Source organism: Azospirillum sp. TSO5 (assembly GCF_003116065.1).
In the GTDB taxonomy this organism is placed as follows: Bacteria; Pseudomonadota; Alphaproteobacteria; order Azospirillales; family Azospirillaceae; genus Azospirillum.
Genome location: NZ_LGQY01000105.1, coordinates 22,506 through 48,607 on the forward strand (window position 1 = coordinate 22,506; position 26,102 = coordinate 48,607).

General features: G+C 69.5%; 20 protein-coding genes. 11 read left to right on the plus strand and 9 right to left on the minus strand.

Annotated elements, in window-relative coordinates; genetic code table 11:
- Positions 1-3: 3 nt before the first annotated feature.
- The 7 genes from rfbC (at position 4) to TSO5_RS23960 (ending at position 7,627) form a co-directional block, all read left to right on the plus strand.
- Complete coding sequence (gene rfbC, locus TSO5_RS23930) at positions 4-555, plus strand: dTDP-4-dehydrorhamnose 3,5-epimerase (protein WP_109153974.1); 552 nt, start codon at positions 4-6, stop codon at positions 553-555.
- Positions 556-628: 73 nt separating this feature from the next.
- Positions 629-1,696: a dTDP-glucose 4,6-dehydratase gene (rfbB, locus tag TSO5_RS23935; protein ID WP_109153975.1), complete on the plus strand. Its 1,068-nt coding sequence runs from the start codon at positions 629-631 to the stop codon at positions 1,694-1,696.
- Positions 1,693-2,595, plus strand: coding sequence for a dTDP-4-dehydrorhamnose reductase (gene rfbD, locus TSO5_RS23940; RefSeq protein WP_247870934.1), 903 nt, complete (start codon positions 1,693-1,695; stop codon positions 2,593-2,595). Before rfbB ends, rfbD begins: the two co-directional genes overlap by 4 nt.
- 11 nt (positions 2,596-2,606) lie before the next feature.
- Positions 2,607-3,470, plus strand: a complete 864-nt coding sequence (gene rfbA, locus TSO5_RS23945) for a glucose-1-phosphate thymidylyltransferase RfbA (RefSeq protein ID WP_109153976.1) — start codon at positions 2,607-2,609, stop codon at positions 3,468-3,470.
- Between the two features lie 130 nt (positions 3,471-3,600).
- Positions 3,601-4,557, plus strand: coding sequence for a UDP-glucuronic acid decarboxylase family protein (locus TSO5_RS23950; RefSeq protein ID WP_109153977.1), 957 nt, complete (start codon positions 3,601-3,603; stop codon positions 4,555-4,557).
- A gap of 260 nt (positions 4,558-4,817) precedes the next feature.
- Positions 4,818-5,933 (plus strand): acyltransferase family protein, encoded by a 1,116-nt coding sequence (locus TSO5_RS23955; protein WP_109153978.1) that lies wholly within the window; start codon positions 4,818-4,820, stop codon positions 5,931-5,933.
- Positions 5,934-6,061: 128 nt separating this feature from the next.
- A complete protein-coding gene (locus TSO5_RS23960) occupies positions 6,062-7,627 on the plus strand; it encodes a calcium-binding protein (protein WP_109153979.1) in 1,566 nt (521 codons plus the stop codon).
- Between the two features lie 21 nt (positions 7,628-7,648).
- Here TSO5_RS23960 and galE read toward each other — a convergent pair whose 3' ends face one another.
- The 6 genes from galE to TSO5_RS23990 form a co-directional block, all read right to left on the minus strand.
- Entirely contained in the window at positions 7,649-8,650 is a 1,002-nt protein-coding gene (gene galE / locus TSO5_RS23965; RefSeq protein WP_109153992.1) for a UDP-glucose 4-epimerase GalE, read from the minus strand.
- A 187-nt stretch (positions 8,651-8,837) separates the two neighbouring features.
- Positions 8,838-11,057 carry a hypothetical protein gene (locus TSO5_RS23970; RefSeq protein ID WP_109153980.1) on the minus strand — a complete coding sequence of 740 codons (2,220 nt, stop codon included), beginning with the start codon at positions 11,055-11,057 and terminating at the stop codon, positions 8,838-8,840.
- Positions 11,058-11,228: 171 nt separating this feature from the next.
- Positions 11,229-12,758 carry an HlyD family type I secretion periplasmic adaptor subunit gene (locus TSO5_RS23975; protein WP_109153981.1) on the minus strand — a complete coding sequence of 510 codons (1,530 nt, stop codon included), beginning with the start codon at positions 12,756-12,758 and terminating at the stop codon, positions 11,229-11,231.
- 3 nt (positions 12,759-12,761) lie between these two features.
- Positions 12,762-14,972, minus strand: coding sequence for a peptidase domain-containing ABC transporter (locus TSO5_RS23980; RefSeq protein WP_199230996.1), 2,211 nt, complete (start codon positions 14,970-14,972; stop codon positions 12,762-12,764).
- A 3-nt stretch (positions 14,973-14,975) separates the two neighbouring features.
- Positions 14,976-15,386, minus strand: coding sequence for a hypothetical protein (locus tag TSO5_RS23985; protein WP_109153982.1), 411 nt, complete (start codon positions 15,384-15,386; stop codon positions 14,976-14,978).
- A gap of 156 nt (positions 15,387-15,542) precedes the next feature.
- The gene (locus TSO5_RS23990) at positions 15,543-17,015 is read right to left on the minus strand and encodes a mannose-1-phosphate guanylyltransferase/mannose-6-phosphate isomerase (protein WP_109153994.1); all 1,473 of its coding nucleotides are present in this window, start codon (positions 17,013-17,015) and stop codon (positions 15,543-15,545) included.
- 763 nt (positions 17,016-17,778) lie between these two features.
- Between TSO5_RS23990 and TSO5_RS23995 the strand changes: the two genes are divergently transcribed.
- The gene (locus TSO5_RS23995) at positions 17,779-18,723 is read left to right on the plus strand and encodes a replication protein RepA (RefSeq protein WP_012978551.1); all 945 of its coding nucleotides are present in this window, start codon (positions 17,779-17,781) and stop codon (positions 18,721-18,723) included.
- Between the two features lie 191 nt (positions 18,724-18,914).
- On the opposite strand, the gene TSO5_RS24000 is transcribed toward TSO5_RS23995, so the two are convergent.
- The 3 genes from TSO5_RS24000 to TSO5_RS24010 form a co-directional block, all read right to left on the minus strand.
- Entirely contained in the window at positions 18,915-19,406 is a 492-nt protein-coding gene (locus tag TSO5_RS24000) for a hypothetical protein (protein WP_247870935.1), read from the minus strand.
- Complete coding sequence (locus TSO5_RS24005; protein WP_247870936.1) at positions 19,403-21,259, minus strand: ABC transporter ATP-binding protein; 1,857 nt, start codon at positions 21,257-21,259, stop codon at positions 19,403-19,405. Before TSO5_RS24005 ends, TSO5_RS24000 begins: the two co-directional genes overlap by 4 nt.
- A 150-nt stretch (positions 21,260-21,409) precedes the next feature.
- Positions 21,410-22,075, minus strand: coding sequence for an aspartyl/asparaginyl beta-hydroxylase domain-containing protein (locus tag TSO5_RS24010; protein WP_109153983.1), 666 nt, complete (start codon positions 22,073-22,075; stop codon positions 21,410-21,412).
- 180 nt (positions 22,076-22,255) lie between these two features.
- Here TSO5_RS24010 and TSO5_RS24015 point away from each other — a divergent pair, with 180 nt between their 5' ends.
- The 3 genes from TSO5_RS24015 to pseC all read left to right on the plus strand — a co-directional run bounded on the left by TSO5_RS24015 (position 22,256) and on the right by pseC (position 26,018).
- Complete coding sequence (locus tag TSO5_RS24015; protein WP_109153984.1) at positions 22,256-23,554, plus strand: glycosyltransferase family 4 protein; 1,299 nt, start codon at positions 22,256-22,258, stop codon at positions 23,552-23,554.
- Between the two features lie 140 nt (positions 23,555-23,694).
- Entirely contained in the window at positions 23,695-24,771 is a 1,077-nt protein-coding gene (gene pseB, locus TSO5_RS24020; protein ID WP_109153996.1) for a UDP-N-acetylglucosamine 4,6-dehydratase (inverting), read from the plus strand.
- A complete protein-coding gene (pseC, locus tag TSO5_RS24025; RefSeq protein ID WP_109153985.1) occupies positions 24,771-26,018 on the plus strand; it encodes a UDP-4-amino-4,6-dideoxy-N-acetyl-beta-L-altrosamine transaminase in 1,248 nt (415 codons plus the stop codon). The genes pseB and pseC overlap by 1 nt, the downstream gene beginning before the upstream one ends.
- The last annotated feature ends 84 nt before the right edge of the window (positions 26,019-26,102 follow it).

Genomic DNA, 26,102 nt, shown 5'->3' on the forward strand with positions numbered 1-26,102 from the left:
GCCATGGACGTCGTCTCCCTCGACATTCCCGACGTTAAGATCATCCGCCCGAAGAAGTTCGGCGACCATCGCGGCTTCTTCTCGGAGACCTACACCAAGAAGACGTTCGAGGCGGCCGGGCTGCAGTACGACTTCGTTCAGGACAACCACTCGCTGTCGGCCGAGGTCGGCACCGTGCGTGGCCTGCATTTCCAGCTGCCGCCCTTCGCCCAGGACAAGCTGGTGCGGGTGGTGCGCGGCGCCATCCTGGACGTGGCGGTCGACATCCGCAAAGGCTCCCCCACCTTCGGCCGGCATGTCAGCGCGGTGGTCAGCGCGGCGGAGTGGAACCAGATCCTGGTGCCGATCGGCTTCGCCCACGGCTTCTGCACGCTGGAGCCGGACACCGAGGTCATCTACAAGGTGACCAACTATTATTCGCCCGAGCATGACCGCGGCCTGCTGTGGAACGATCCGGAACTGGGCATCGACTGGCCGGTGTCGGCGGACAAGGCGCATCTGTCGGCCAAGGACCACAAGCATCCGACCTTCGCCCAGCTTGGCGACTGGTTCTGACGGCGCTATTGGATTTCGGCTCTTTTTTGCCCGGTGGGGCTTTGGGCTCCGTTTTTGGCGGTAAGGTGGTTTGATGACGCGCATTCTCGTCACCGGCGGCGCCGGTTTCATCGGCTCGGCGGTGGTCCGCCAGCTTCTCGCCGAAACCGACGCCTTCGTCGTCAATGTCGACAAGCTGACCTACGCGGCCAACCTGTCCTCCCTGCCGGGCGCCGAGGGCAATCCGCGCTACGCCTTCGAGAAGGTCGACATCTGCGACGCCGCCGAGCTGAGGCGGGTGTTCGACACCCACCAGCCCGACGCGGTGATGCATCTGGCCGCCGAATCCCATGTCGACCGCTCGATCGACGGGCCGGGCGAGTTCATCCAGACCAACGTGGTCGGCACCTTCCGCCTTTTGGAAGCGGCGCGCGGCTACTGGTCGGCGCTGCCGGCGGAGCGCAAGGAGCGCTTCCGCTTCCACCACATCTCGACCGACGAGGTGTTCGGCACGCTGGGCGACGACGGCTTCTTCACCGAGACCACCGCCTACAGCCCCAACTCGCCCTATTCGGCCAGCAAGGCGTCGAGCGACCATCTGGTGCGCGCCTGGCACGAGACCTACGGGCTGCCGGTGGTGCTGACCAACTGCTCCAACAATTACGGCCCCTACCATTTCCCGGAGAAGCTGATCCCGCTGATGATCCTGAAGGGTCTGGCGGGCGAGAAGCTGCCGGTCTACGGCAAGGGCGACAACATCCGCGACTGGCTCTATGTCGAGGACCATGCCCGCGCGCTGCGGCTGGTGCTGGAGAAGGGCCGGATCGGCGAGAGCTACAACATCGGCGGCCACAACGAGCGCACCAACCTGGAGGTCGTCCGCGCCATCTGCGCGCATCTGGACGAGATGCACCCGGCCGGCGCCCCGCACGACCGCCTGATCAGCTTCGTCACCGACCGCCCCGGCCATGACAAGCGCTATGCCATCGACGCCGGCAAGATCGAGCGCGAACTGGGCTGGACCCCGCAGGAAACCTTCGAGAGCGGCCTGCGCAAGACGGTCGCCTGGTATCTGGAGAACCGCGACTGGTGGCAGGCCATCCTGAACGGCTCCTACCAGGGCGAGCGGCTCGGCCTGACGGAAGAAGGAGCCGCGCAATGAAGGTTCCCATGAAAGTCCTGGTTCTCGGCAGCAACGGCCAGCTCGGCTTCGAGCTGATGCGGGCCAACTGGGCGCCGGGCACCGATGTGGTCGGTCTGCCCTATCCCGAGTTCGACGTGACCCGGCCGGGCGACGTGGAGAAGGCGGTCGCCACCCACGCGCCGGACCTACTGGTCAACGCCACCGCCCACACCGCCGTCGACAAGGCCGAGAGCGAGGTCGACCTGTCCTTCGCCATCAACCGCGACGGGCCGGGCGCCATGGCGGCGGCCTGTGCGGCGCGCGGCATTCCCTTCATCCATGTGTCGACCGACTATGTGTTCGACGGGACGAAGGACGGCATCTACAGCGAGGACGACCCGATCAACCCGCTGGGCGTCTATGGCGCCAGCAAGGCGGCGGGCGAGGAGGCGGTGCGGGCGGCGACGCCGCATCACGTCATCCTGCGCACCTCCTGGGTCTACAGCGCCTACGGCAACAACTTCATCAAGACGATGCTGCGCTTCGGCAAGGAGCGCGAGGAGATGCGGGTGGTCGCCGACCAGCACGGCTCGCCCACCGCCGCCGCCGACCTCGCCGCCGCCATCGTGCAGATCGCCCAGACCATCGAGAAGACCGGCAGCGCCGCCTGGGGCACCTACCACCTGACCGGCAGCGGCTACACCACCTGGCATGATTTCGCCGAGCACATCTTCCGGCAGCTGGAAGAGCGCACCGGCAAGCGGCCGCGCCTGACCGCCATCGGCACGGCCGACTACCCGACCCCGGCGCGCCGCCCGGCCAATTCGAGGCTGGACTGCAGCCGCGCCAGGGAGCGTCTCGGCGTCGCCTGCCCGCCGTGGCAGGAGAGCGTCGACCGCGTGATCGACGAGCTGTTCACCAACCCGCCGCAGGCGTGAGGACGAGGACCATGAAGGGCATCATCCTGGCCGGCGGATCCGGCACCCGGCTCTACCCGGTGACCCGGGCGATCAGCAAGCAGCTGCTGCCGATCTACGACAAGCCGATGATCTATTTCCCGCTCAGCACCCTGATGCTGGCGGGCATCCGCGACATCCTGGTCATCACCACGCCGCACGACCAGCCGCTGTTCCAGACGGTGCTGGGCGACGGGTCGCAGTGGGGCCTGAACCTGACCTACGCCATCCAGCCCTCGCCCGACGGGCTGGCCCAGGCCTTCATCATCGGCCGCGAGTTCGTCGGCAACGACAGTTGCGCGCTGGTTCTCGGCGACAACATCTTCTATGGCCACGGCCTGACCAACATCCTGCGCGCCGCCGGCGAGAAGGCCGAGGGCGCCAGCGTCTTCGCCTATGCCGTGCGCGACCCCGAGCGCTACGGCGTGGTGGAGTTCGACAGCGAAGGCCGGGCGCTGAGCATCGAGGAGAAGCCGGCCGCGCCGCGCTCCAAATGGGCGGTGACCGGGCTCTATTTCTACGACAACGACGTGCTGGACATCGCCGCCGCGGTGAAGCCGTCGGCCAGAGGCGAGTTGGAGATCACGTCCGTCAACGCCGCCTATCTGGAATTGGGCAAGCTGTCGGTCGAGCAGATGGGCCGCGGTTACGGCTGGTTCGACACCGGCACCCACGACAGCCTGCTGGAGGCGGCGGAGTTCGTCCGCACCATCCAGCACCGCCAGGGTTTGCAGATCGCCTGCCCGGAGGAGATCGCCTACACCTCCGGCTGGATCGACGCCGAGCAGGTACGCCGCCTGGCAGAGCCGCTGAAGAAGAACGATTACGGGCGCTACCTGCTTGGGCTGCTAGGCTAAAGACCAAGGGCTAAAGACCAAGGATCAAGCGGCGCCTCCGCCGTGTTGTCCCTTGGCGGCTGTCCCGCGGTCCCCCTGACGGGCCGCGGACAAGCCGCCAACACCAACAGCCAAGACAGGAAGGCAGCCCTTGCCGGCTCTCACCAACCGAAAGCGTGTCCTCGTCACCGGCGGCGCCGGCTTTCTGGGATCCCACCTGTGCGACCGGCTGCTGGCGGCCGGGAACGACGTGCTGTGCGTCGACAACTTCTTCACCGGCAGCCGCGACAACGTCCTGCACCTGCTGGACAACCCGCATTTCGAGCTGATGCGCCACGACGTGACGTTTCCGCTCTATGTCGAGGTCGACGAGATCTACAACCTCGCCTGCCCGGCCTCGCCGATCCATTACCAGCACGATCCGGTGCAGACGACCAAGACCAGCGTGCATGGCGCCATCAACATGCTGGGGCTGGCCAAGCGGGTGCGCGCGCGGATCATGCAGGCCTCGACCTCCGAGATCTACGGCGACCCGGCGGTGCATCCGCAGCCCGAGGAATATTGGGGCAACGTGAACACCATCGGTCCGCGCGCCTGCTATGACGAGGGCAAGCGCTGCGCCGAGACGCTGTTCTTCGACTATCACCGCCAGCACAAGCTGGACATCAAGGTCATCCGCATCTTCAACACCTACGGCCCGCGCATGCACCCCAACGACGGGCGCGTGGTGTCGAACTTCATCATCCAGGCGCTGAAAGGCGAGCCGATCACCATCTACGGCGACGGCCAGCAGACGCGGTCCTTCTGCTATGTCGACGACCTGATCGAAGGCTTCCTGCGCTTCATGGACACGCCGGCGGGCGTCACCGGCCCGATCAACCTGGGCAACCCCGGCGAGTTCACCATGCTGGAACTGGCGGAGAAGGTGATCCGCCTGACCCGTTCGAACTCGAAGATCGTGCACAAGCCACTGCCGCAGGACGATCCCAAGCAGCGCCAGCCCGACATCGCCAAGGCCCGCGCCCTGATGGAGTGGGAACCGGTCGTGTCGCTGGAAGAGGGTCTGGCCCGCACCATCGCCTATTTCCGCGGGCGCTTCTTCGCCTGAGAAGGGGCCTGAGAGGGCTCTGCGGCCCCCATCCTCTGCCGTCCATCCTACCGCCAATGAGCGCCTAGCCCGCGCCGCTGCGCCTGACGCATTGTCCGGCTCCACGTCGCGGGTGCCGGGCCGCCGATCAAGCCCGCACCTCCACATGACGGATACGTGTGGCCGGCCCGCTCTCCTGCGCCGGCCACCTCATCGTTCGGGAGGTGCCGCATGCTGCCGATCAGCCCCAGCGGCTGCCCCAGCGGCTACAGGGTGTGAGGATGGGCGTTCTGCCGATGCCGGCCGGCCTGCAGGGAAGACAGCCGGTGGACGAAGCGGCGCCGGCCGCCGCACCGGAGCGGGATCGGCTGGCCGGCCATTGGCCGGGGGGCGACACGATCAAGGTGGTGGCGATGCTGATGGTGATCGGCATCCACGTCATCAGCCCGCATTTCTTCGGCCAGATCCCGGCCACGCCGCCGGGCCAGCCCTTCCGCTTCGACATCCACTGGTGGATCGCCGCGGCGATCGACAGCCTGTGCCGAAGCAGCGTGCCGCTGTTCTTCATGGTCAGCGGCGCCCTGCTGCTGCCGCGCGCCGAGCCGATCGCCGCCTTCCTGCGCAAGCGCTTCGTCGCCGTGGTGGTGCCGATGGTGGCCTGGAGCGGCTTCTATCTGGTCTGGGGACACCAGATCATCCATTTCGCCGGAACGCCGCCGCTGAGCGCGCTGCCGCGCCAGCCGGCCTTCTTCCATCTGTGGTTCCTCTATCCGCTGCTGCTCTCCTATCTGGCGATGCCGCTGATGCGGGCGGTCTTCGCCCAGGGCGGGCGGCTGGTCGGCTACGCGCTCGTCCTGTGGGGGCTGGCGACGGCCTGGATGTTCGCGAACAATTTCGCCGCCGGCAATGCCGAGCCGGGCGTCCTGTGGCCGGACTATCCTTATTACCTCGGCTATGTGCTGCTGGGCGGCGCGCTGCTGCGGTTCCGCGACCGCATTCCGCTTTGGGCCGTCGGCGGGCTGTTCGGGCTGTCGGCGGCGGCGACGACGCTGCTGACCTATGTCTGGTCGGTCCGGCTGGGCACCGCCAGCGAACAGTTCATGGGATATTTCGCCCCCAACGTGGCGGTCGGGGCGGTGGCGGCCTTTCTGGCCCTGGACGGGCTGTCCCGCCGCCTGGGCCGGGCGGCGCAGGCAGTCATCCGCTTCCTCGGCAGCCTGTCCTTCGGCGTCTACGCCGTCCACCCCGTCGTCATCCTGTACCTCATCGGCGACACGCGGAACTGGTTCGCCAATCCCAGCCTCATCGCGCTCGCCGGGATCGCCACGGTGGTGCTGGGGTCCGGCGCCATCGCCTTCGTGCTGTCGCGGATCCCGCTGCTGCGCCGGTTGGTGTGAGGGTGTGAGACGCGGCGGCGCCGGAACTGCCATGCACGTTGGGATAGCGGCTATGACGATTAGCACCATTCCAAATCGTTGACTCCGCTCCTATCCTCCGCTCGCGGAACGCAATCTGGGGGTGAGCGATGCCGGTCTGGCGCTTCTGGAACACCATCACGGGCTCGCACTTCTATACGGGGAGCGAGGTCGAGCGGGACGTCGTCGCAACCAACCTGTCCTCGATGAATTACGAGGGGATCGCCTTCACCAACCCCACGGCGACCGACACCACCGTCTGGCGGTTCCGCCGGGCCGACACCGGCACCTTCTTCTACACCGCCAGCACCGCCGAACGGGACGCGGTGCGCAGCACGATGCCGAACTACGTCTACGAGGGGGCGGCCTACGCCGCCAGCACGGCGCAGACGGCGAGCGCGTCGCAGGCGGTCTACCGGTTCTGGAACTCCGACAACGGCGCGCATTTCTACACCGGCTCGGCGGAGGAGCGGGACGCGGTGATCGCCACCCTGCCCAACATGCGTTACGAGGGCATCGCCTACTACATGGCGCCGGCGCCGCAGACCGACCGCAGCGGGGCGCCCGACACCGCCTGGTACCTGTCCGCCTATCCCGACGTCGCCGAGGCGGCGGCCGCCGGCGTCACCTCCGCCGCGCAGCACTGGCAGGAGTTCGGCCTGCGCGAGGGGCGGCTGCCGCGCGATCTGGCCGCCTTGAGCGGCGACGACAGCATCGCCAGCATCTACAGCGTCACCGGCCATGGCGACCGCATGAACGGCGGGTCGGGCAACGACACGCTGCAGGGCGGGCTGGGCAGCGACACCATCTTCGGCGAGACCGGCAACGACGTCCTCTACGGCTATCAGAGCGACTATCTGAACGGCGGCTCCGGCGATGACACCTACTACGTCTACACCAACAGCGTCACGGTCCAGGAAGGGGCGAACGGCGGCACCGACACGATGTGGCTGGGCGACAGGATCACCAGCTACACCATTCCGTCCAACGTCGAGGTGACCAACCTCTCCTACTATCTCACCAACGGGGACTATCCCAACTCGACCGTCTTCCTGACCGGCAGCAGCGGGGACGACACCGTCCTGATGCCCTACGACGTCAACCTGCCGATGGGCGGCTATTACTCCAAGGCAGTGACGGTCAACGCCGGTGCCGGCAACGACTTCATCCGGATGACGGGTACCATCAATGGCGGCGACGGCAACGACACCATCATGTCGTCCTTCTGGGTCAGCCAGTATGGCCATCCCACCTCTTACAAATCGTTTGACGACCTCATCGACGGCGGGAACGGCAACGACACGATCTATCTGTCGTCGGGCACCGACACGCTGGCCGGCGGAGCCGGTGCGGACAGCTTCGTCGTCGCGCGGCCGACGACCGGGCCGGCGCCGGGTTTCATGGTCTATGCCGGGCCGTCCGGGGTGACGACGATCACCGACTTCCAGCCCGGTGCCGACACGCTGCGCTTCGAGCAGACCACCCTGTCCGCGCAGCAGATCGCCGACCGCTTCAGCATGGCGTCCTTCCTGTCGTCCGACGGGACCCCGATGCTGGTCGGCCGCTTCACCGACGCCGATTTCAGCAGCGCTTACACCACCAACTCCACGCTGGAAATCCGGCTGGCCGGCCTCACCCCCGGCCAGCTGACGGCGGGAATGATCGCGGCGGTCTGAGGGCCGGCGAGGGGAGCGCTCTCAGACGCCCTTCACCAACCGCTCCTCCCAGGCGAGCGCCGAGGCGACGATGGTCTCCAGGTCGGCGTGGCGCGGGGTCCAGTCGAGCGTCCGGCCGATGCGCTCGACGCCCGCCACCAGGGCCGGGGGATCGCCGGCGCGGCGCGGGGCGATGCGCATGGGCAGCGGACGGCCGGTCACCCGCTCCACCATCGACAGCACCTCGCGCACCGAATAGCCGCGGCCGTAGCCGCAGTTCAGCACCTCCGACGCGCCGCCCGCCTCCAGATGGCGGAGCGCCGCGACATGGGCGTCGGCGAGGTCGCTGACATGGATGTAGTCGCGCACACAGGTGCCGTCCGCCGTGTCGTAGTCGTCGCCGAAGATCTGCAGCTCCGCCCGCTGGCCGGTGACGGTCTGGGCGGCGATCTTGATCAGGTGGGTGGCGACCTTCGACACCTGTCCCGAGCGGCCCTGCGGGTCGGCCCCGGCGACGTTGAAATAGCGCAGCGCGACATAGCGCAGATCGTGCGCCGCCGCGCTGTCGCGCAGCATCCACTCCGTCATCAGCTTGGAGGAGCCGTAGGGGTTGATCGGCTTGGTCGGCGTCTGCTCGTCGATCGGCAGGCGGTCGGGCATGCCGTAGACGGCGGCGGTGGAGGAGAAGATGAAGCGGCCGATCCCGGCCTCGACGCAGGCCTCGATCAGGGCGTGGCTCTTCACCGTGTTGTTGCGGTAGTAGGCGAGCGGCCGCTCCACCGATTCCGGCACGACGATGCTGCCGGCGAAATGCATCACGGTGCCGATGCCGTGGCGGGCGAAGGTCTCGGCCAGCAGGGCCTTGTCGCCGACGTCGCCCTCGACCAGCGGCACGTCGTCGGGGAGGGCCTGGCGCCGGCCGGTGGACAGATCGTCCAGCACCACGACGGCGCGTCCCTGGTCGCGCAGCGCCAGCACCACATGGGAGCCGATATAGCCGGCGCCGCCGGTCACCAGCACGGTCGCGTTGTCGCTCCTGGTCATGGTCCGCTCTTCGTCGTTGGGCGTCATCCGCCTGAAAGTAGCGCGCCCGCGGCCTCCGGCATGGGTTTTTCCGGCTTAAGGCTAGGGCTTCCGGAGAGGCCGGAGAGGGCACGCGTTACCCCGTTGTGAGCGATGCGGGGTCACCACAACGATCTTCCCCGGGCATCTCCCCTGGGCATCCGCCGCATCACTTCGCCAGCCCCAGCCGGCGGCAGCCCGGCTCCCCTCCGTCATTCGCCGGACGGGGGGAGGCCAGGGCGACCGTGCCGGCATCGGTGTCCCCGGCCAGAACGCACAGCACCGGCGGCCGGTCCAATGCCGCCGCCGGCCGCAGCAGGATGGTGAAGCCGGCCTGTCCGCGGTCGGCGGCGGGGAAGGCGGCCTGCAGGTCGGGCCGGCGCTCCGGCCCATGGGACACCACGGTCAGCGGCACGTCGCTCACCACCGCGATGGTCTGCATGGCACGGACGCCGGTCCAGGGCGCCCAGCCGCGCAGGCGCAGCATCCCGTTCTCCAACCGGACCTCGTCCAGGCTGCCGCCGGTCGGGAACGGCCCGCCGGCCGGGACCGCATCGGCCGGAAGGGCGCTCGCCTCCCGCGCCGGCATGCCGGAATTCGCGGCCCTGGGATCGAGAGCCGACCAGGGCACCCGGACCTGATCGGGATAGGGGGAGACCGGCTCCGTCACCGTGTCCGGGATGATGTGGGCATAGCGGTTGAAGACCTGGGTGAAGCGGTCCTCCGCCATGTCGGGGAAGAGCGGGCGGAAGAAGTCCACATGCGGGGCGATCAGCGTGTGGGCGATGGAGTTGTAGCCCCAGCCGGCCAGCACCGCCCCGGTGAAGATCGGCAGCGTCTCCACCAGCCAGCCCTTGGGGTGCGCCGCCTGCTGGGCCGACAGCCGGGCGGTCAGCGCGGTCTGCGGCCGGTCGAAGATCGGCTTGGCCGACTGGATCGGGTTGAACTGCCCGAAGGTCAGCAGGTTGGCCGCCACCGCCACCCCTGCCACCAGCGTGCCCGTGCGCAACGGCGGCAGTCCCATCACCGGGATCAGGCGCCACAGCGCCAGCCCGCCGGCCAGCACCAGCAGGATCGTCCCGTCGAACAGGCTGGACCAGGGCGCCACGCCGCCGGCGCGCTTGGACAGCACCCAGGCCGCCAGCACGGCGGCGGTGAACAGCGCGACGCGCAGGGGCGTGATCCGCCAGCGGACCGAACCGGCCAGCAGCGCGGTGGCGACCAGCGCCAGCAGGCCGACCGCCACGATCATGCGCGGCGGGAAGACGCGGTCCCACAGCAGGATTTTCCCCACCGCCGCCGGGATGGGCAGCAGCATCCAGGCCGACACCAGCGCCAGCCCGCCGCCCAGCACCGCCAGGCCGGTCAGCAGCCGGCCGCGATCGACGGCTCCTCCGGAGAGGCCCTGCCGCCAGTCGGCGAAGACCAGCAGCAGCAGCGGCCAATAGCTGCCGATCGCCCCGGTCTCCACGATGTTGTGGACGATCAGGCTGTCGAAGCCGCGGGTGGTGATGAAGGGCAGGACCGTCGACAGCCAGATGCGCCAGTCGCCGCTGCCGCCGTCGCTGTGCCGCTGTCCGGGATAGACGGTCGCGGTCATCGCCTGCAGCGGTTCGGCCAGATAGCCGTAGACGGTGCCGGCGGCCAGGGCGGCGGCCAGTCCCGCCGTCGCCAGCAGCGGCCACCGCAGCAGGTCGCGGCGCAGCGCCAGCACCAGCACGGCGCCGACGAAGCCCAGCGACAGGATCACCGGCGGGTAGAAATGCGACAGCAGCCACACCGCCGCCAGCCAGTAGAGCAGCAGCCCCTTCACCGGCAGCCGCAGCGGCGCCGCCGCCAGCGTCACCAGCAGCCAGGGGAACAGGGCGAGCAGCGGCCCGGTGGTGGTCCAGGCATATTGGGTGTAGCCGGCGAAGAAGGCGAGCAGCGAGAAGCAGACGGAGATGCCCGGCGCCATCCCCAGCATCCGCCCCATCCGCTGATAGCCGATCAGGAACAGGGCGATGAAGGCGGCATGGTAGATGGCGAAGGCATGGGCCGGATCGACCAGGAAGAAGGCCCAGTATTGCGGCTTGAAGGGCAGCGCCCAGTCCAGCAGGGGCAGGGCGTTGAAGTTGCGCAGATCCTCGTGATAGGGCGAATGGGCGTTGTAGCGGGCGAAATCATTGTCGACCGCGATCTGGAGATAGGGCGTCCACACCGCCCATTCGTCGCTGCGGATGTCGCGCGGCTTGCCGAGCACGAGGCCGCTGTCCTCCGTCACCCCCATCTGGCGCAGCGCCACCCCGTAGGAGGAGGGCGTCCAGGCCATCGCCGCGTAGAGCACCGACAGGGTCAGCACGACGGTGGCGAACAGCCCCCCGGCGGAAACGGTCAAGGATTTGGGCATCGGGGACTCACCAGATTGCAGACCGACGAACGCGCCGGAGGATGTCGCGGAAGGGCGGGAAAGGTCGCCGGGCCGCTCAAGTCAAAGCTTGGCAGCCGGCTGGCCTTGTAGCATCGCAATGGCGATGATCCAACATGGAGCGACGGCACTCTGTTGGGCATGCCCCCGCTCTCAAGGCTCGCGGATGCTCTCGTCCAGCGCGCGGATGACGGGATAGAGGAAGTAGGACAGGACGGAGCGGGTGCCGACGCGGATCTCGGCCGAGGCGACCATGCCGGGGCTGAGGTTGGTGCCGTCGGGCACCGCCTCCAGCCGGGTGTCGGTCAGGCGGATGCGGGTGCGGAAGACGGCGCCGGCGGCCGGGCGGGGGGCGTCGGGATTGGCGGCGGCCGAAGAGCCGCCTTGAGCGCCGGTCGGGTCGTGGGTGAAGGCGTCGGCGCTGATGGTGCGGATTTCGCCGGACAGGGTGCCGTGGCGCTGGAAGGGGAAGGCGTCCAGCTTCACCCGCACGAAGTCGCCGACCCGCACCAGACCGATGTCGCGCGACGGGATATCGGCCTCCACCTCCAGCGGCACGTCGGCGGGGACCAGGGTGACCAGCGGTTCGGCCTCGCGGATGACGGAGCCGACGGAGCGCTTGGCCACCTCCAGCACCACCGCGTCGACCGGGGCGGTCAGGGTGACCAGCGAGCGGCGGCGCTCGGCCTTGGCGATCTGCTCGACCAGGGTGGCCCGCTGGCGGGTCTGCTCCACCAGCTCCTCCGCCGTCTTGCGCCGCCATTCGTCGACGAAGGCGGCGCGGTCGGCCTGGACGCCGCGCAGCTCGTGCGCGCTTTCCCGCTCGCGGTCCTGCAGGGCGGTCAGGTCGTCGCGCATGCGCAGCCGCTCGATCCGCGCCTCGAGATAGGTCAGGCGGGAGCCGGTCTGGCGTTCCTGAAGCTGGCGGCGGATGTCCTCCACTTCGCCGACCACGGCGAGCCGCTCGGCAAGGCCGGCCTGGGCGCGGCGGCTGGCGGCGATGGCGCTGTCCAACTGCCCGGCCTTCTCGTCCAGCGAGGCGAGGCGGGAGCGGTATTCGGCGCGGCGACGCTCCAGGATGGCCGCTTGAACCGCAAAATCGGAATTATTGGCGGGGTTGCCGGCGGGCGGGGCGTAGTCGCTGCCGTCCAGTTCGGCGCGCAGCCGGCCGATCTGCGCCTCGACGCTGGCGAGCTTGCCGGTCAGGTCGGCCAGATCGGCGGCGGCGAAGGTGGGGTCGAGCGTCGCCAGACGGTCGCCGGCCCGGACGCGGTCGCCGACCTGGACGTCGACGCCGCGCACCACCGCGGTCTCCAGCGGCTGGGCCACCACCAGCGGCGCGGTGGTCACCAGCCGGCCGCCGGCGGTGACGATGCGGTCGACCTGGGCGAAGCCGGCCCACAGGACCAGCACCACCAGCAGCCCGGCCAGCACATAGAGGGTGGAGCGCGCCAACCAGGGCAGCGGCGCATGTTCGATCGCCGCCCCGTCCGGCAGGTAATCCAGCGCGAAGCCCGGCGGCGGGGCCGACGGCGCCGGCAGGGCGGTGCGGCGGCGGCCAGAGGGAGAAGGAGCGGGAGGAGAAGCGGCGGGGGTGGGGTCGGCCTTGGCCGGGACGACCTCGCGGCCGGTCTCCGCCGGTGCTGCGTCCTGCTCCATCTCGGGCATCTGTGTGTCGGGCATGGCTCAGCGCCCCCGGTTCTGCTGCTGCCACAGATGCCGGTATTCGGCGCAGCGGTCGAGCAGGATGGGATGGGGGGCGAGGTCGAGCAGGCGGCCCTGCTCCAGCACGGCGATGGTGTCGCAGCCGGTCAGGGTGGAGAGCCGGTGGGTGACGATCAGCACGGTGCGGCCGCGGGCGATGCGCCGCAGGTTGGCCATGACGATGGCCTCGCTGTCGGGGTCGAGCGCGCTGGTCGCCTCGTCCAGGATCAGCAGGCGCGGCTGGGGCAGCAGGGCACGGGCGATGGCGATGCGCTGCTTCTGGCCGCCGGACAGGTTGGTCGCCCCCTCCTCCACCAGCGTGTCGTAGCCGTCGGGCAGGCGGTGGATGAACTCGTCGGCACCGGCCAGCCGGGCGGCCTCGACGATCTCCTCGCGGCTGGCCTCGGGCATGGTCATGGCGATGTTGTCGCGGATGGTGCCGCGGAACAGAAAATTCTCCTGCAGCACCACGCCGATGGAGCGGCGCAGATGAGCCAGATCCAGCTCGCGGATGTCCAGCCCGTCATAGCGGATGCTGCCGTCCTGCAGCGGGTAGAAGCCCTGGAGCAGCCGCATCAGCGTGCTCTTGCCCGAGCCGCTGCGCCCGACCAGCCCGACGACGGAGCCGGCCGGCACGGTCAGGGTGACGCCGTCCAACGCCGGCGGGCGGTTGCGGTCGTAGCGGAAGCCGAGCCCTTCGATCTCGATGCGGCCGATCAGGGCGGGGCAGGCACCGCTGCCCTCGCGCCTGGGCTCGGCCGGGTGGTTCATCACCTCGCCCAGCATGCGCACCGACAGGGCGGTCTCCTGGTACTGGTGGATCAGCGAGACGATCTGGACCAGCGGCGTCACCACCCGGCCCGACAGCATCTGGAAGGCGATCAGCGCGCCGACCGACAGCTGGCGGTCGAAGACGTCGAAGGCGCCGACGGCGACCACCGCCACCATCATCGCCTTCTCCAGGAACTCCGTCACCGTGCGGGCGGCGATGGAGATGCGGCCGACCCGGTAATGGCTGGTCACCGCGCGCGCCGCCTTGCGGTCCCAGCCGCGGCGCTGCTGCGGTTCGAGCGCCGAGGACTTGACAGTGCGCATGCCGTGGATGGTCTCCACCAGCATGGCCTGCCGCTCGGCGTCGGCGTTGTAGAGGTCGCGCAGGCGGCTGCGGTAGACCGGCACCAGGGCGACGACCACCCCGGCGATCAGGGCTGCGAACAGCAGGGCGACCAGCGTCAGCTTGACCGAATAGAAGAACAGCACCGGCAGGAAGACCAGCAGCACCAGGCTGTCGAGCACGGTGGACAGCAGATTGCCGGTCAGGAACTCGCGGATGCGCTCCACCTGCTGCATGTGGCGCACGGTGACGCCGGCCGAATGCCCGTCGAAGAAGGTGATGGGCAGGTCGAGCAGATGGCCGAAGGTGCGGTTCAGCAGGCGGATGTCGATGCGGTTGGCCGCCGCCAGCAGGATGAACTGGCGCAGGAAGCGGAAAGCCGCCTCGAACAGCAGGGCCGCCAGCACGCCGATGGTCAGCACCTGCAGGGTGGCGACGGTCTCGTTCACCAGCACCTTGTCGATCACGATCTGGAAATAGACCGGGACGGCAAGGGCAAGCGCGTGCAGCACCAGCGCCGCGACGACCACGTCGCGGAAGGCGGATTTCTGGCGCAGGATTTCCGGCACGAACCAGCGCAGGCCGAAGGGCTGGCGCGGGTCGGCAAGGCCGTGGCGCGGCTTGAGGAAGACCAGCTCGCCGTCCCAGCGCTCCAGGAAGCGGTCGCGCGGCACGTCGATCACGTCCAGCCGGTCGGCCAGCGGGTCGACGACGCCGACCATCGGTTCCTCCGCCGGATCGGCTGGACGCGACAGCCCGACCAGGATGACGGTGTTGCCGTTGGACAGCCGCGCCAACAGCGGGAAGACGGGGGGCAGGGCCTGCAGGGCCTTCCAGTCCAGCCGGCGGGCGGTCGCCTTGAAGCCGGTGGCGGCGGCGATGCGCAGCAGGTCGGCGGTCGACGGTTCGCCGCGGCCCGGAGCGACGCGGGCGCGCAGGGCGGCCGGCGAGGCCGACAGGCCGTGATGGCGCGCCACCAGCGTCAGGCAGCGCAGCGCGGTGCTTTCGTCCGCATCGGCGCCGGGCGGTAAGGCGGCATCCGGCGGGGGCGGCGCGACGGTCGTGCTGGCGTCCGGCATCGGTCAGCCGAAATTCGGCGAGCGGGGCCGTCCGGGCGGGGAGACCAGGGCCGCGGGGCCAGTGGACGGACCGGTGGGGGTGGCGGGCTGGATCGGGGCCTGCACGGGGGTCTGGAAGGCCGGGGAAGGAGCAGGCGCGGGAGCCGGCACGGTACCGGAATTGGGCGGCAGCACCCCGGCGGCCTCCAGCCGCTGGCGCATGCCTTCCAGGGCGGACAGGCTGGCAAGGAAGCCGGGCAGGCTCATCACCACCCGCTGGCGGATGGCGGGCAGCGGCTGGCCGTTGGCATCCTTGCGCAGAGCCGACAGGCTGAACAGGTCGATGCGGACCATGCCGTTGCCGAAGCCGATGTCGAAGACCCCGTCGGCATAGAGTTCGGGGATGCGGTCGTCGGGCGGCGGCTCGATGGTCATGATGGTTCCGGCAGCAGAAGGCGGGGCGCCGCTGCGGCACCCTCGCATCCTCTTTCTACCGGAAGGCGGCGATCCGGACCAAGCCGCCAATGCCCGCAGCCGCAAAGAGACACAAGCGCCGCTCGCGCTTATGTCTCACTGCGAACGCTTAGCCGCTCAGTTGCGGCCGTAGACGTCCTCGAGCCGGACGATGTCGTCCTCGCCGAGATAGGAGCCGGACTGCACCTCGATGATGGTCAGCGGCACCTTGCCGGGGTTCTCCAGCCGGTGGACCGTGCCGATCGGGATGTAGATCGACTGGTTCTCGTAGACCATCACCTGCTCCTCGCCGCGGGTGACCAGCGCGGTGCCGTTGACCACCACCCAATGCTCGGCGCGGTGATGGTGCTTTTGCAGGGACAGGCGCGAGCCGGGGGCGATGGTCAGGCTCTTCACCTGGAAGCGGTCGCCGGTGTGCAGCGACTGGTAGGAGCCCCAGGGGCGGTGGACCCGGCGATGGCTGACCGACTCGCTGCGCCCCTCCGCCTTCAGCCGGTCGACGATGCGCTTGACGTCCTGCGCCTGGCTGCGATCGGCGACCAGCACGGCGTCGTCGACCACCACCACCACGGCGTTCTCCACCCCGACCACGGCGGTCAGGTGGTTGTCGCTGCGGACGTAGCAGTCGCGGGCCCCCTCCAGCAGCACGTCGCCGACGACGACGTTGCCCTCGCCATCCTTGTTGCCGACGTCCCACAGCGCCGACCAGGCGCCGACGTCGGTCCAGCCGATCTCGCAGGGGACGACGGCGGCGCGGTCGGTGCGCTCCATCACCGCATAGTCGATGGAGATGCTGGGCGCCTTGGCAAAGGCGGCGGCGTCGAGGCGGAAGAAGTCGAGGTCCCTGGAGCCCTGCTCCAGCGCCTCGCGGCAGGCCCCCAGCACCGCCGGGGCGTGGCGCTCCAGCTCGGCCAGCAGGCGGGCGGCCGGGAACAGGAACATGCCGCTGTTCCAGGCATAGGTGCCCTCGGCGAGGTAGCGCTCGGCCACCTCCAGCGACGGCTTCTCGACGAAGGCGGCGACGTTGTAGGCGCCGTCGGCCTCGTCCATCGAATGGCCGCGGCGAATATAGCCGTAGCCGGTCTCCGGCCGGGTCGGGGTGATGCCGAAGGTGACCAGCCGGCCGGCCTGGGCCGCGCGGGCGGCGATGGCGACGGCGCGGCGGAAGGCCTCGGCGTCGCGGATCTCGTGGTCGGCCGGCAGGATCAGCAGCAGCGCGTCCGGGTCGTCGGCGGTCACCGCGAGGGCGGCGAGCGCGCAGGCGGCGGCGGTGTTGCGGCCGGCCGGCTCCAGGATGATGCCGCGCGGCGTGCAGCGCGACTGACGCAGCTGCTCGGCGGCGAGGAAGCGGTGTTCCTGGTTGCAGATCACCAGGGGGGCCGAGAAGACGGCCTCCGCGGCCGCGCCGCCGGCCGGCGTGGAACCAGGCTGCGCGCTGACCCGCAGGGCGGTGTCCTGGAGCATCGTCCGGTCGGAGCAGAGCGGCAGGAACTGCTTGGGATACAGTTCGCGCGACAAGGGCCACAAACGGGACCCCGTACCGCCGGACAGCAGCACCGGGACGATCTTCTGCGCGGAATTGCCGTTCATCCTGCCGCCATTCATTGTGTTGAGCATCTGGGTGTTGAGCATCTGGCCGGGCGCCGGAAAACCAAGGCAGGACCAAGGCCGGCGCCACGGCGGTTCGTTATAGACCGCGCTTTCCACGCTCCACAAGCACCCCTCCGAGACCCACCCGACCGGGGCGCCTCTTCTGGAACGGGGCCGAACCGGTGTCGGGAGGGAGCGAGACAAGACTCCAAACATTCCCCTGCCGGCCCCCCTGCCGGCGGCACCAAGGCCAGGGTCGAGGTTGGAGTCTTGTCGCGCCCCCCCTGCCGGCCGAACCCCGGATCCATCCCCGGAGCCGGGCCGGCGGTCCCGGCAGGGACGAATGGGGACGGCGATGCGGCAAAGGCTGGACGGAGGGGGGCGCGACAGAACTCCAAACCCCGGGTCCGGATCGGACCGGCGCGGGGCATGAATCATGGGCAAGCGGCGGCCGATTCGGCTCCGCGACTCGGAAATAAGCGAATCGGAAGCGATTCGGGGCCGAATCGAAATGTCCCGCCTGGAGTCTTGTCGCGTCCGGCGAAAAATCCACAGGCAATCGGGACTATCCGCTGGAGTCTTGTCGCGGGAGTTCTGGAGTTTTGTCGCGCGACTCGCGATTCTCTACTGGAGTCTTGTCGCGCAAACTATTAACTGAATCAAATAACCGTACAAATAGTTTGAGCGACAAGACTCCAAATTGCTGGCACTAACCGGCCGTGATATAGGGTTCCTCGCAAAGTCGTGCCAAGGTCAGCTCGCTATGGGACAGATACATACCCTGATCACCCAGCTAGGACGTGACCAGGCGAAGGCGCTCCAGACCGATCCGGATCAGCGTTCGCTAGTCGACGTCGCCGCTGCCGTCCTCGAAGAGGAGCGGCAGGAGCTTGGCATCACCTATTCGGGCTTCGCGCTGACCGCGCTTCCGCATCGTCGTCTTCCCGATGACCAGCCGTGGGAGCGTCGCGGACATAAGATCCGCTTGCTGATCGAGCCGGGACGACTGCCGATCCGCAACGGTGGCTTTAAGCTTTACGGCGTTCCGTACGGCAGCCGCGCGCGGATGATCCTGCTGTATCTCCAGACCCGCGCGATCCAGACCGACAGCCGCGAGGTCGAGCTGGGCCGCAGCATGCACGAATGGCTGGACCGCATGGGCCTGTCGGTCGGCGGCCAGACCTATCGCGACATCCGCGAGCAGGCCTCGCGCATCGCCGCCTGCAACCTGACCTTCGCCTGGGAGGACGCCCACAGCATCGGCTTCGAAAAGGGGTCGATCGTCAAGGGCGGCATCCATTTCTCGGCGAATGCCGGGGCGGAGCCGGGCCAGGGGTCGCTGTGGGAGGACCGCGTCCTGCTGTCCGAGGCCTTCTTCCGCGAGCTGAAGGCCCATCCGGTGCCGATCTGGGAACCGGCACTGCGCCACATCCAGAACAATAGCACCAGCATCGACATCTACATCTGGCTGGCCTACCGGCTGCACAGCCTGAACCGCTCCACCCCGATCACCTGGCCGGCGGTGTTCGAGCAGTTCGGCGCCGGTTACAGCCGCCTGCGCGATTTCAGGAAGCGGTTCATCGAGGCTCTGCAGCTTGCGCTTGCGGTTTATCCCGACGCGCGGGTCGATGTGGAGGAACAGGGGCTGATGCTGCACCCCTCGCCGCCACCGATCCCCGAGCGCAAATTCGCCCAGCTTTGCCGGTGAAGGCGGAGCGCGCACCCTGCCTGCCACTCTGCCTGCAGGGCGGTCATCCCCGCGAAGGCGGGGATCCAGGCTTCCGGTCCAAGCGTTTGACATGACTGGATTCCCGCCTTCGCGGGGATGACGGCTTGTGGACGTTCAAGCCTGCGGTGCCGCTTTCTCCCCCCTGCGACAAGACTCCAAACTCCGGCCCCTCAGGGATTGGCGCGCAGGGCCTTCGCCAGCGGGGTCAGCAGGCGGAGGAGCGTTGACTCCAAAAGACTTTCGTCCAGCTTGCCGGACAGCGCCAGGGCCTGGGGCGGCATCATGAAGAAGGGTGCACCGCCGACGGACCCGCTGCGCTGGAGGGTCGCGGCGACCGACAGAAGCCGCTTTCCGTCGTCCGGCCGCAGCGTGGCGTGGACCAGCAGCAGCAGGGTGCCGGGATCGGCGATGCGGGCGTCGTTGGGGACGAGCGCCGTGACCGCCGGGCCGGAGGCCAGCAGTCCCGACAGCACTGCCGCGGCGCGACCGCACAGCGCGTCGTCCCCGAGATCGGCCGCCGGGCCGCCCTCGGCATCCACCGCGCAGAGCAGGCCGACGCGCTCGACCCGCTGGAAGAAGGGCAGTGGCGACATGGCGGCGGCCTCCGTGGCGAGGGTGAACAGGCTGGCGGCGAGCAGCAGCACCGGGCGGATCCGCATCATCGCACCTTCTCCAGGCTGGTGGCGCCGGCATCGTCCGGCAGGAAGCCGCCGACCTGCCGGCGCCACAGCCGGGCATAGGGGCCGTCGCGGCGCAGCAGGGTGGCATGGTCGCCGTCCTCCAGGATCCGCCCGGCTTCCATATAGAGGATGCGGTCCATGCCGGTGACGGTCGACAGCCGGTGGGCGATGGCGATCACCGTGCGCCCCTCGAACAGGCCGAGCAGTGCGTCCTGGATCAGGTGCTCCGTCTCGGAGTCGAGCGACGAGGTCGCCTCGTCCAGCACCAGGACCGGCGCGTCCTTCAGGAAGGCGCGGGCGATGGCCACCCGCTGGCGCTCGCCGCCCGACAGCTGGATGCCGCGCTCTCCCACCACGGTGTCGTAGCCGCCGGCGCGGCCCTCGATGAAACGGTCGCAATGGGCGCGGGCCGCGGCCGCACGGATGGCGTCGTCCCCGGCTCCCTTTCCGTCCGCTCCCTCGCTGCCATAGGCGATGTTGTCGCGGATGGAGCGGTGGAACAGGCTGGGCAGCTGCGGCACCTCGGCCACCGCGCGGTTGAGCGAGGCGAGGCTGACCGCGGCGATGTCCTGGCCATCGATCAGGATGCGGCCGCCCTGCACCGGGAACTGGCGGCGCAGCAGCCGGACCAGCGTGCTCTTGCCCGCCCCCGACGGGCCGACCAGCGCCACCCGCTCCCCCGGCCGGATGGTCAGGGACAGGCCGTCGAACACCGCCCCGCCTCCCGGATGGGCGAAGCGGACATCCTCGAAGCGGATGGCGCCTGCGGTGACGGCCAGATCGGGGCGGCCGGGCGGATCCGGGATCTCGTGCGGGCGGACGATCAGCTCCAGGGCGCCGGACAGGATGCCCAGCTGTTCGAAGAAGCCCAGCATGCGCGTCGACAGGCCCCAGACATTGGTGCCGACGATGCTGGCCAGCGAGAAGACCATGGCGAAGTCGCCGACGCTCATCCGGCCGGCCGTCGCCTCCGACACGGCGATGCCGATCAGGGTGATCTGGAAGACCAGCAGGGCGTTGAACAGCCAGAACCACATCTTGGTCAGGAACCAGCGCAGTTCCTTGGAGCGGTCGATCTCGCCGGTCAGCGCGTCGGACAGGCCGGCCAGCTCCTGGCGGCGGCGGGCGAAGGCGCGCACCAGCTCGGCGTTGGCGATGACGTCGACCATGCGGCCGGTGGTCGACGACACCTCTTCGGAGAAGGCGTGCGACAGCCGCAGGCAGCGCCGGGCCAGCAGCGCCGACAGGGTCAGGTGCGCGGCGGTCCAGCCGACCAGCAGACCGGCGAACAGGGTCTGGGCCGAGGCCAGCAGGGTCAGGCCGATGGCGAGGATGACGACGATGCGGATGATGTCGTTGGTCAGGATTTCCAGGATCTGGATGGCGCTCTGCCCGGCCTGCTTGACCTTCTGGCCCAGGTTGCCGGCGAAATTGTCCTGGAAGTAGCGCGGCGAATGGTCGATCAGATGGTCGAACAGCCGGACCTGGATGGCATGGCGCAGCGCCGGCGAGGTGTGGAGGTCCACCAGCTCGCGCAGGCGGTTGAACAGGGCGGACGCGATCCACAGCCCACCCAGCAGCAGGAACCAGCGCATCACCTCCGCGGTCCAGGCGGGAGAGCCGGAAGGCGGCTGCCCCGATATCCCCGCCCCGGATATCCCGGCAAGCGCGTCGACCAGCCCGCGCATCGCCACCGGCTCCATCCCCATCAGCCCGATCCCACCGGCGGCGGCGAGGTTCAGCAGGATGGCGCGGCCAAGGAAACGCTCGCGCACGAACATCCACAGGAAGCGCCAGGGAGAGGACGGCAGGGGAGACGGGATGGGAGTAGACAAGGGGCGTCGGCGCTCCGTCGCGCGATGGGCCGGGCACCGCCGGCGGACGGAGACCTTATAGGCGCAAGGCGACAGGGGCGGAACGGATCCTTCGTGGGACTTGGGAAGGCGGCGGCTTGCGGAGGATGAGCCGCCGCCGGGCCTCCCGCGTCAGACAGGCCCCAGGTTCCGGTTCGCCAGGAGGCTGTTCACCGCCTGCTCCTTCAATGTGTGGCGGAGCGCCGGCCGGTCGTACAGCTCCATCGGAGCGAGGGAGCGGGCGCGGTCGTCGCTGACCACGTCCACCAGCAGGACGATGCGCTGCTCCTCCGGCGCATTCTCCACCTGATGGGGAAAGGTGAAGTCGGCAGCCCACAGCGTGCCGGCCGGATAGGCGGCGGGGCTGTCGCCGATCCAGGTCACCGCGGCGGACGGGACGAGGACCGGAACGATCAGCCGCGCTTCGGGCCAGTGCAGGGCGGCGTTGTCATAATGCCAGCGGAGCAGGCCGCCCGGCTCCTGCCGGTGGACGTAGCAGGACAGGATGCGGCAGCCCAACCCCTCCAGCAGGCTGCGGGCGCCCGGCATCAGGTCGAGCGCCGGGGTCGGCCGGCCGATGGCGCGCAGGCCGTCGGAGCCGAGCCCCTCGTCGATCAGGGTGATCGACGACCAGCTGCCGTCGCCGGCCCTGAACTGGCGCCCCTCGTCCCCCGTCGCCGCGTCGAGGGCCGCGAACTCGCGCTGAAGCGTTGCCGCGTCGGCGCGGACGGTCAGGGGGGCATGCAGCATCAGGCCGCTGCCGACGGTGACCTGCTGCCAGGGATGGAGGGGCTGCATGGCGGACGGGCTGTTCGGTTGTGGGTCTGCCCGGTTATTAAACTTTTTTGCGGAGCTATGCCAGTCGGCTCACCGATGGGGCGGCCCGTCGGTGAAGCCTATGGTCATATGCATCGACAGCGCCGCCGGATGGTTGCAGGCTGTCGCTCCGTTTCTCCGTCGTCCGGACATTCTTTTTCCATGCGGATCCTGTTCGTCCACCAGAACACCCCTGGCCAGTACAAGCATCTGGTCCGCCATTTCGCGGCCGACCCGGCCCATCAGGTCGCCTTCATCGGCAAGGTCCGGCGCGAGCTGCCGGCCGGCGTGCAGACGGCGCTCTACCGGCCGACGCGCGAGCCGGGGGAGGGCACCCACCCCTATATCCGCATGTTCGAGGGGCAGGTCCTGCACGGGCAGGGCGCGGTGCGGGCCGGGCTGGCCCTGCAGAAGGCGGGCTTCACCCCGGACGTGATCTGCGCCCATCCCGGCTGGGGCGAGGCGCTGTTCCTGAAGGACCTGTTCCCGGCCGCCCGCCTGCTGCTCTATTGCGAGTTCTTCTATCGGGCCGACGGGTCGGACGTCGGCTTCGACCCGGAAAAGCCGGTGACGCTGGAGACGCGCTGCCGCATCCGCACCAAGAACGCCGCGTTGCTGGCCGGGCTGGAGGCGATGGACTGGGGCGTCAGCCCGACCGAATGGCAGCGGCGCCAGCATCCCGACGTGTTCCGCCCGCGCATTTCGGTGATCCATGACGGGGTCGACACCGCGGTCTGCCGGCCGGATCCGGCCGCCACCGTTACCCTGCCCGACGGCCGGACCCTGTCGCGCGAGGACGAGGTGGTGACCTATGTCGCCCGCAACCTGGAGCCCTACCGCGGCTTTCCCACCTTCATGCGGGCGGCGGCGGAGCTGCTGCGGCGCCGGCCGAAGCTGCACATCCTGGTGGTGGGCGGCGACGAGGTCAGCTACGGCGCGCCACCGGAGGGGGGCGGCACCTGGCGCGAGACGATGTGGCGGGAGACGATGCTGGACGCCGCGGGCAACCCGCGGCCTGAGGCGGCTCGGCTGCATGTGCTGGGCAAGCTGCCCTACGACCGCTACCTGTCGGTCCTGCGCATCTCGCGCGCCCACATCTACCTGACCTTCCCCTTCGTCCTGTCCTGGTCGATGCTGGAGGCGATGGCCTGCGGCGCCGTCATCGTCGGCTCCGACACGCCGCCGGTCGCCGAGGTGATCGAGGACGGGGTGAACGGGCTGCTGACCGGCTTCTTCGATCCGCTGGCGCTCGCCGATCGGGTGGAGACCGCACTGGACGATCCGGAGCTGCGCGCCGCCCTGTCGGCCGCCGCAAGGCGCACGGCGGTGGAGCGCTTCGACCTCGCCACCGTCTGCCTGCCGGCGCAGATCCGCCTGCTGGAGGACGTGCAGGCGGGGAGGCTGCCCGGTCCGTCCGCCGGGGGAGCTGTGCCGGGGGCCTTGCGCCGGGGGACGGAGTGAATTAACCCGATCGTCAGAAAGCACCGGCTACGGTCGGGGTTCATTTCGATCCCGACTTGGCGCCCGCCCGGACCATCCGGTGCGCGGGAGGCCACCCGGCGGTTTCGAGCGATGCGGACCTTCAACGGATGGAACCGGCGGTGACCACACATTCCAGCAAGGCCAGCGGACCCGAGGCATGGACCCCGGACGGGGGGGACGGAGGTCTGGAGGCGGGGTTGCGCATGCTGGACGGCCGTTCGGTCCTGGTGACGGGGGGGACCGGTTCCTTCGGCCGCCGCTTCGTCGAGACGGTGCTGCGCCACGCCAAACCGCGCCGGGTCATCATCTTCTCCCGCGACGAGTTCAAGCAGTACGAGATGCAGCAGCGCATGCCGGCGGAGTGGGCGCCGACGCTGCGCTACTTCATCGGCGACGTGCGCGATTGCGAGCGGCTGAAGCTGGCGATGCGCGGCGTCGATTTCTGCGTCCACGCCGCGGCGCTGAAGCATGTGCCGGCCGCCGAATACAACCCGATGGAATGCATCAACACCAACGTCTACGGGGCGGAGAACGTGGTGCGGGCGGCGCTGTCGGCGGGGGTGCGGCGCGTCGTCGCGCTGTCGACCGACAAGGCGGCCAATCCCATCAACCTCTATGGCGCCAGCAAGCTGGCGTCGGACAAGATCTTCATCGCCGCCAACAACCTGTCGGGCGCGCTCGACACCCGCTTCGCGGTGGTGCGCTACGGCAATGTGGTGGGGTCGCGCGGCAGCGTCGTGCCGCTGTTCCGCAAGATGATCGCCGAGGGGGCCGACCATCTGCCGGTCACCGACGAGCGGATGACCCGCTTCTGGATCACCCTGCAGCATGGCGTCGATTTCGTGCTGTCCTGCTTCGCCATGATGCAGGGCGGCGAGATCTTCGTGCCGAAGATCCCCAGCATGCGCATCGCCGATCTCGCCCGCGCCATGGCGCCGGATCTGCCGCAGAAGATCGTCGGCATCCGGCCGGGCGAGAAGCTGCACGAGGTGATGATCACCGAGGACGATTCCCGCCAGACCTACGAGCTGGCCGACCGCTACGTCATCGAGCCGGCCTTCACCTTCTGGCAGCATGCGCCGTACGAGCGGCTGAACGCCCGCCCGGTGGCCGACGGCTTCCGCTATGCCAGCGACGGCAACGACGACTGGCTGGACGGCGAGCGGCTGCGCCGCCTGCTGGCGGAAGCCCCCTGATGGCGCCCCCCCTGCCGGCGGAGTTGGCCTTCCTTCCCTACGGCCGCCAGTCGGTGGAGGAGGACGACATCGCCGCGGTGGCGGCGGTGCTGCGCGGCGACTGGCTGACCCAGGGGCCGGCGGTCGCCGGCTTCGAACGCGCGTTGGCCGCTCGGGTCGGGGCGGCCGAGGCGGTCGCCTGCGCCAATGGCACCGCGGCGCTGCGGCTGGCCTATGCCGCACTGGGCATCGGGCCGGGCGACGCGGTGGTGGTGCCGTCCAACACCTTCCTCGCCACCGCATCGGCCGCCCGCCATGCCGGGGCCGAGGTCGCCTTCGCCGACGTCGACCCCGACAGCGGCCTGATGGGCGTCGCCGAGGCCGAGGCCGCCATCGCCCGCGCCCGCGAAGCCGGCTGGCGCGTCCGCGCGCTCGCCCCCGTCCATTATGCCGGACAGACCGCGCCGATGGACGGACTGGCGGCACTCGCGCGGGCCGAAGGGCTGGCGCTGGTCGAGGACGCCTGCCACGCTATCGGCACGGTGGATTTGTCGGGAGACGGCGAGACGCCGGTCGGCGCCGGGCGGGCAGGGGCGGAGGCGGGGTCGCTGACCGTCTTCTCCTTCCACCCGGTCAAGACCATCGCGGCGGGGGAGGGCGGGGCGGTCACCGGAAACGATCCGGCGCTGATGGCGCGGGTCCGCCGCCTGTGCAACCACGGCATGATGCGCGAGCCCCATGCCGGGGAGGGCTTCGCCGATCCCGAGGCCGCGCTGGACACGGAAGGGAAGCCCAACCCCTGGTACTATGAGATGGCGGAGCCGGGCTTCAACCATCGCCTCTCCGACATCCATGCGGCATTGGTGCTGAGCCAGCTCGGCCGGCTCGACCGCTTCGTCGACCGGCGGGCGCGGCTGATGGCGCTCTATGCCGGGCGGCTGGCGCCGCTGGCTCCGCTGGTCCGGTCGCCGACCCTGGTCCCCTGGTGCCGGCCGGCCTGGCACCTGTGCGCCGTCCGCATCGACTTCGATGCCGCGGGGCGGACCCGGTCTGCCGTGATGGCGGCCCTGCGCGCCCTGGGCGTCGGCACCCAGGTGCACTATATCCCGGTCCATCGCCAACCCTACTGGCGCCGCCGCTACGGCGATCTCGCCCTGCCCGGCGCCATGGCCCATTATGCCCACACGCTGTCGCTGCCGCTGTTCCCGGCCATGGCCGACGTCGACGTCGACCGGGTCGCCGCGGCGCTGGAGCGGGCTCTGTCCTGACAGAAGATCAGGGTCCAGACCGTTTCGTCCAAGCGATTCCGTTAGCGTTTTGGACAGGATGGACGGATAACAATGGCGTCGTCA

What these genes read in the sequence shown, in the direction of transcription:
- TSO5_RS23970 (WP_109153980.1), bottom strand. Translation starts at nt 11,057, where the DNA reads ATGCCCAAATCCTTGACCGTTTCCGCCGGGGGGCTGTTCGCCACCGTC.
- TSO5_RS24010 (WP_109153983.1), bottom strand. Translation starts at nt 22,075, where the DNA reads ATGCAGCCCCTCCATCCCTGGCAGCAGGTCACCGTCGGCAGCGGCCTG.
- TSO5_RS23990 (WP_109153994.1), bottom strand. Translation starts at nt 17,015, where the DNA reads ATGAACGGCAATTCCGCGCAGAAGATCGTCCCGGTGCTGCTGTCCGGC.
- TSO5_RS23960 (WP_109153979.1), top strand. Translation starts at nt 6,062, where the DNA reads ATGCCGGTCTGGCGCTTCTGGAACACCATCACGGGCTCGCACTTCTAT.
- TSO5_RS23955 (WP_109153978.1), top strand. Translation starts at nt 4,818, where the DNA reads ATGGGCGTTCTGCCGATGCCGGCCGGCCTGCAGGGAAGACAGCCGGTG.
- TSO5_RS23985 (WP_109153982.1), bottom strand. Translation starts at nt 15,386, where the DNA reads ATGACCATCGAGCCGCCGCCCGACGACCGCATCCCCGAACTCTATGCC.
- rfbB (WP_109153975.1), top strand. Translation starts at nt 629, where the DNA reads ATGACGCGCATTCTCGTCACCGGCGGCGCCGGTTTCATCGGCTCGGCG.
- TSO5_RS23975 (WP_109153981.1), bottom strand. Translation starts at nt 12,758, where the DNA reads ATGCCCGACACACAGATGCCCGAGATGGAGCAGGACGCAGCACCGGCG.
- TSO5_RS23995 (WP_012978551.1), top strand. Translation starts at nt 17,779, where the DNA reads ATGGGACAGATACATACCCTGATCACCCAGCTAGGACGTGACCAGGCG.
- TSO5_RS24000 (WP_247870935.1), bottom strand. Translation starts at nt 19,406, where the DNA reads ATGATGCGGATCCGCCCGGTGCTGCTGCTCGCCGCCAGCCTGTTCACC.
- rfbC (WP_109153974.1), top strand. Translation starts at nt 4, where the DNA reads ATGGACGTCGTCTCCCTCGACATTCCCGACGTTAAGATCATCCGCCCG.
- galE (WP_109153992.1), bottom strand. Translation starts at nt 8,650, where the DNA reads ATGACCAGGAGCGACAACGCGACCGTGCTGGTGACCGGCGGCGCCGGC.
- pseC (WP_109153985.1), top strand. Translation starts at nt 24,771, where the DNA reads ATGGCGCCCCCCCTGCCGGCGGAGTTGGCCTTCCTTCCCTACGGCCGC.
- TSO5_RS23980 (WP_199230996.1), bottom strand. Translation starts at nt 14,972, where the DNA reads ATGCCGGACGCCAGCACGACCGTCGCGCCGCCCCCGCCGGATGCCGCC.
- rfbA (WP_109153976.1), top strand. Translation starts at nt 2,607, where the DNA reads ATGAAGGGCATCATCCTGGCCGGCGGATCCGGCACCCGGCTCTACCCG.
- rfbD (WP_247870934.1), top strand. Translation starts at nt 1,693, where the DNA reads ATGAAGGTTCCCATGAAAGTCCTGGTTCTCGGCAGCAACGGCCAGCTC.
- TSO5_RS24015 (WP_109153984.1), top strand. Translation starts at nt 22,256, where the DNA reads ATGCGGATCCTGTTCGTCCACCAGAACACCCCTGGCCAGTACAAGCAT.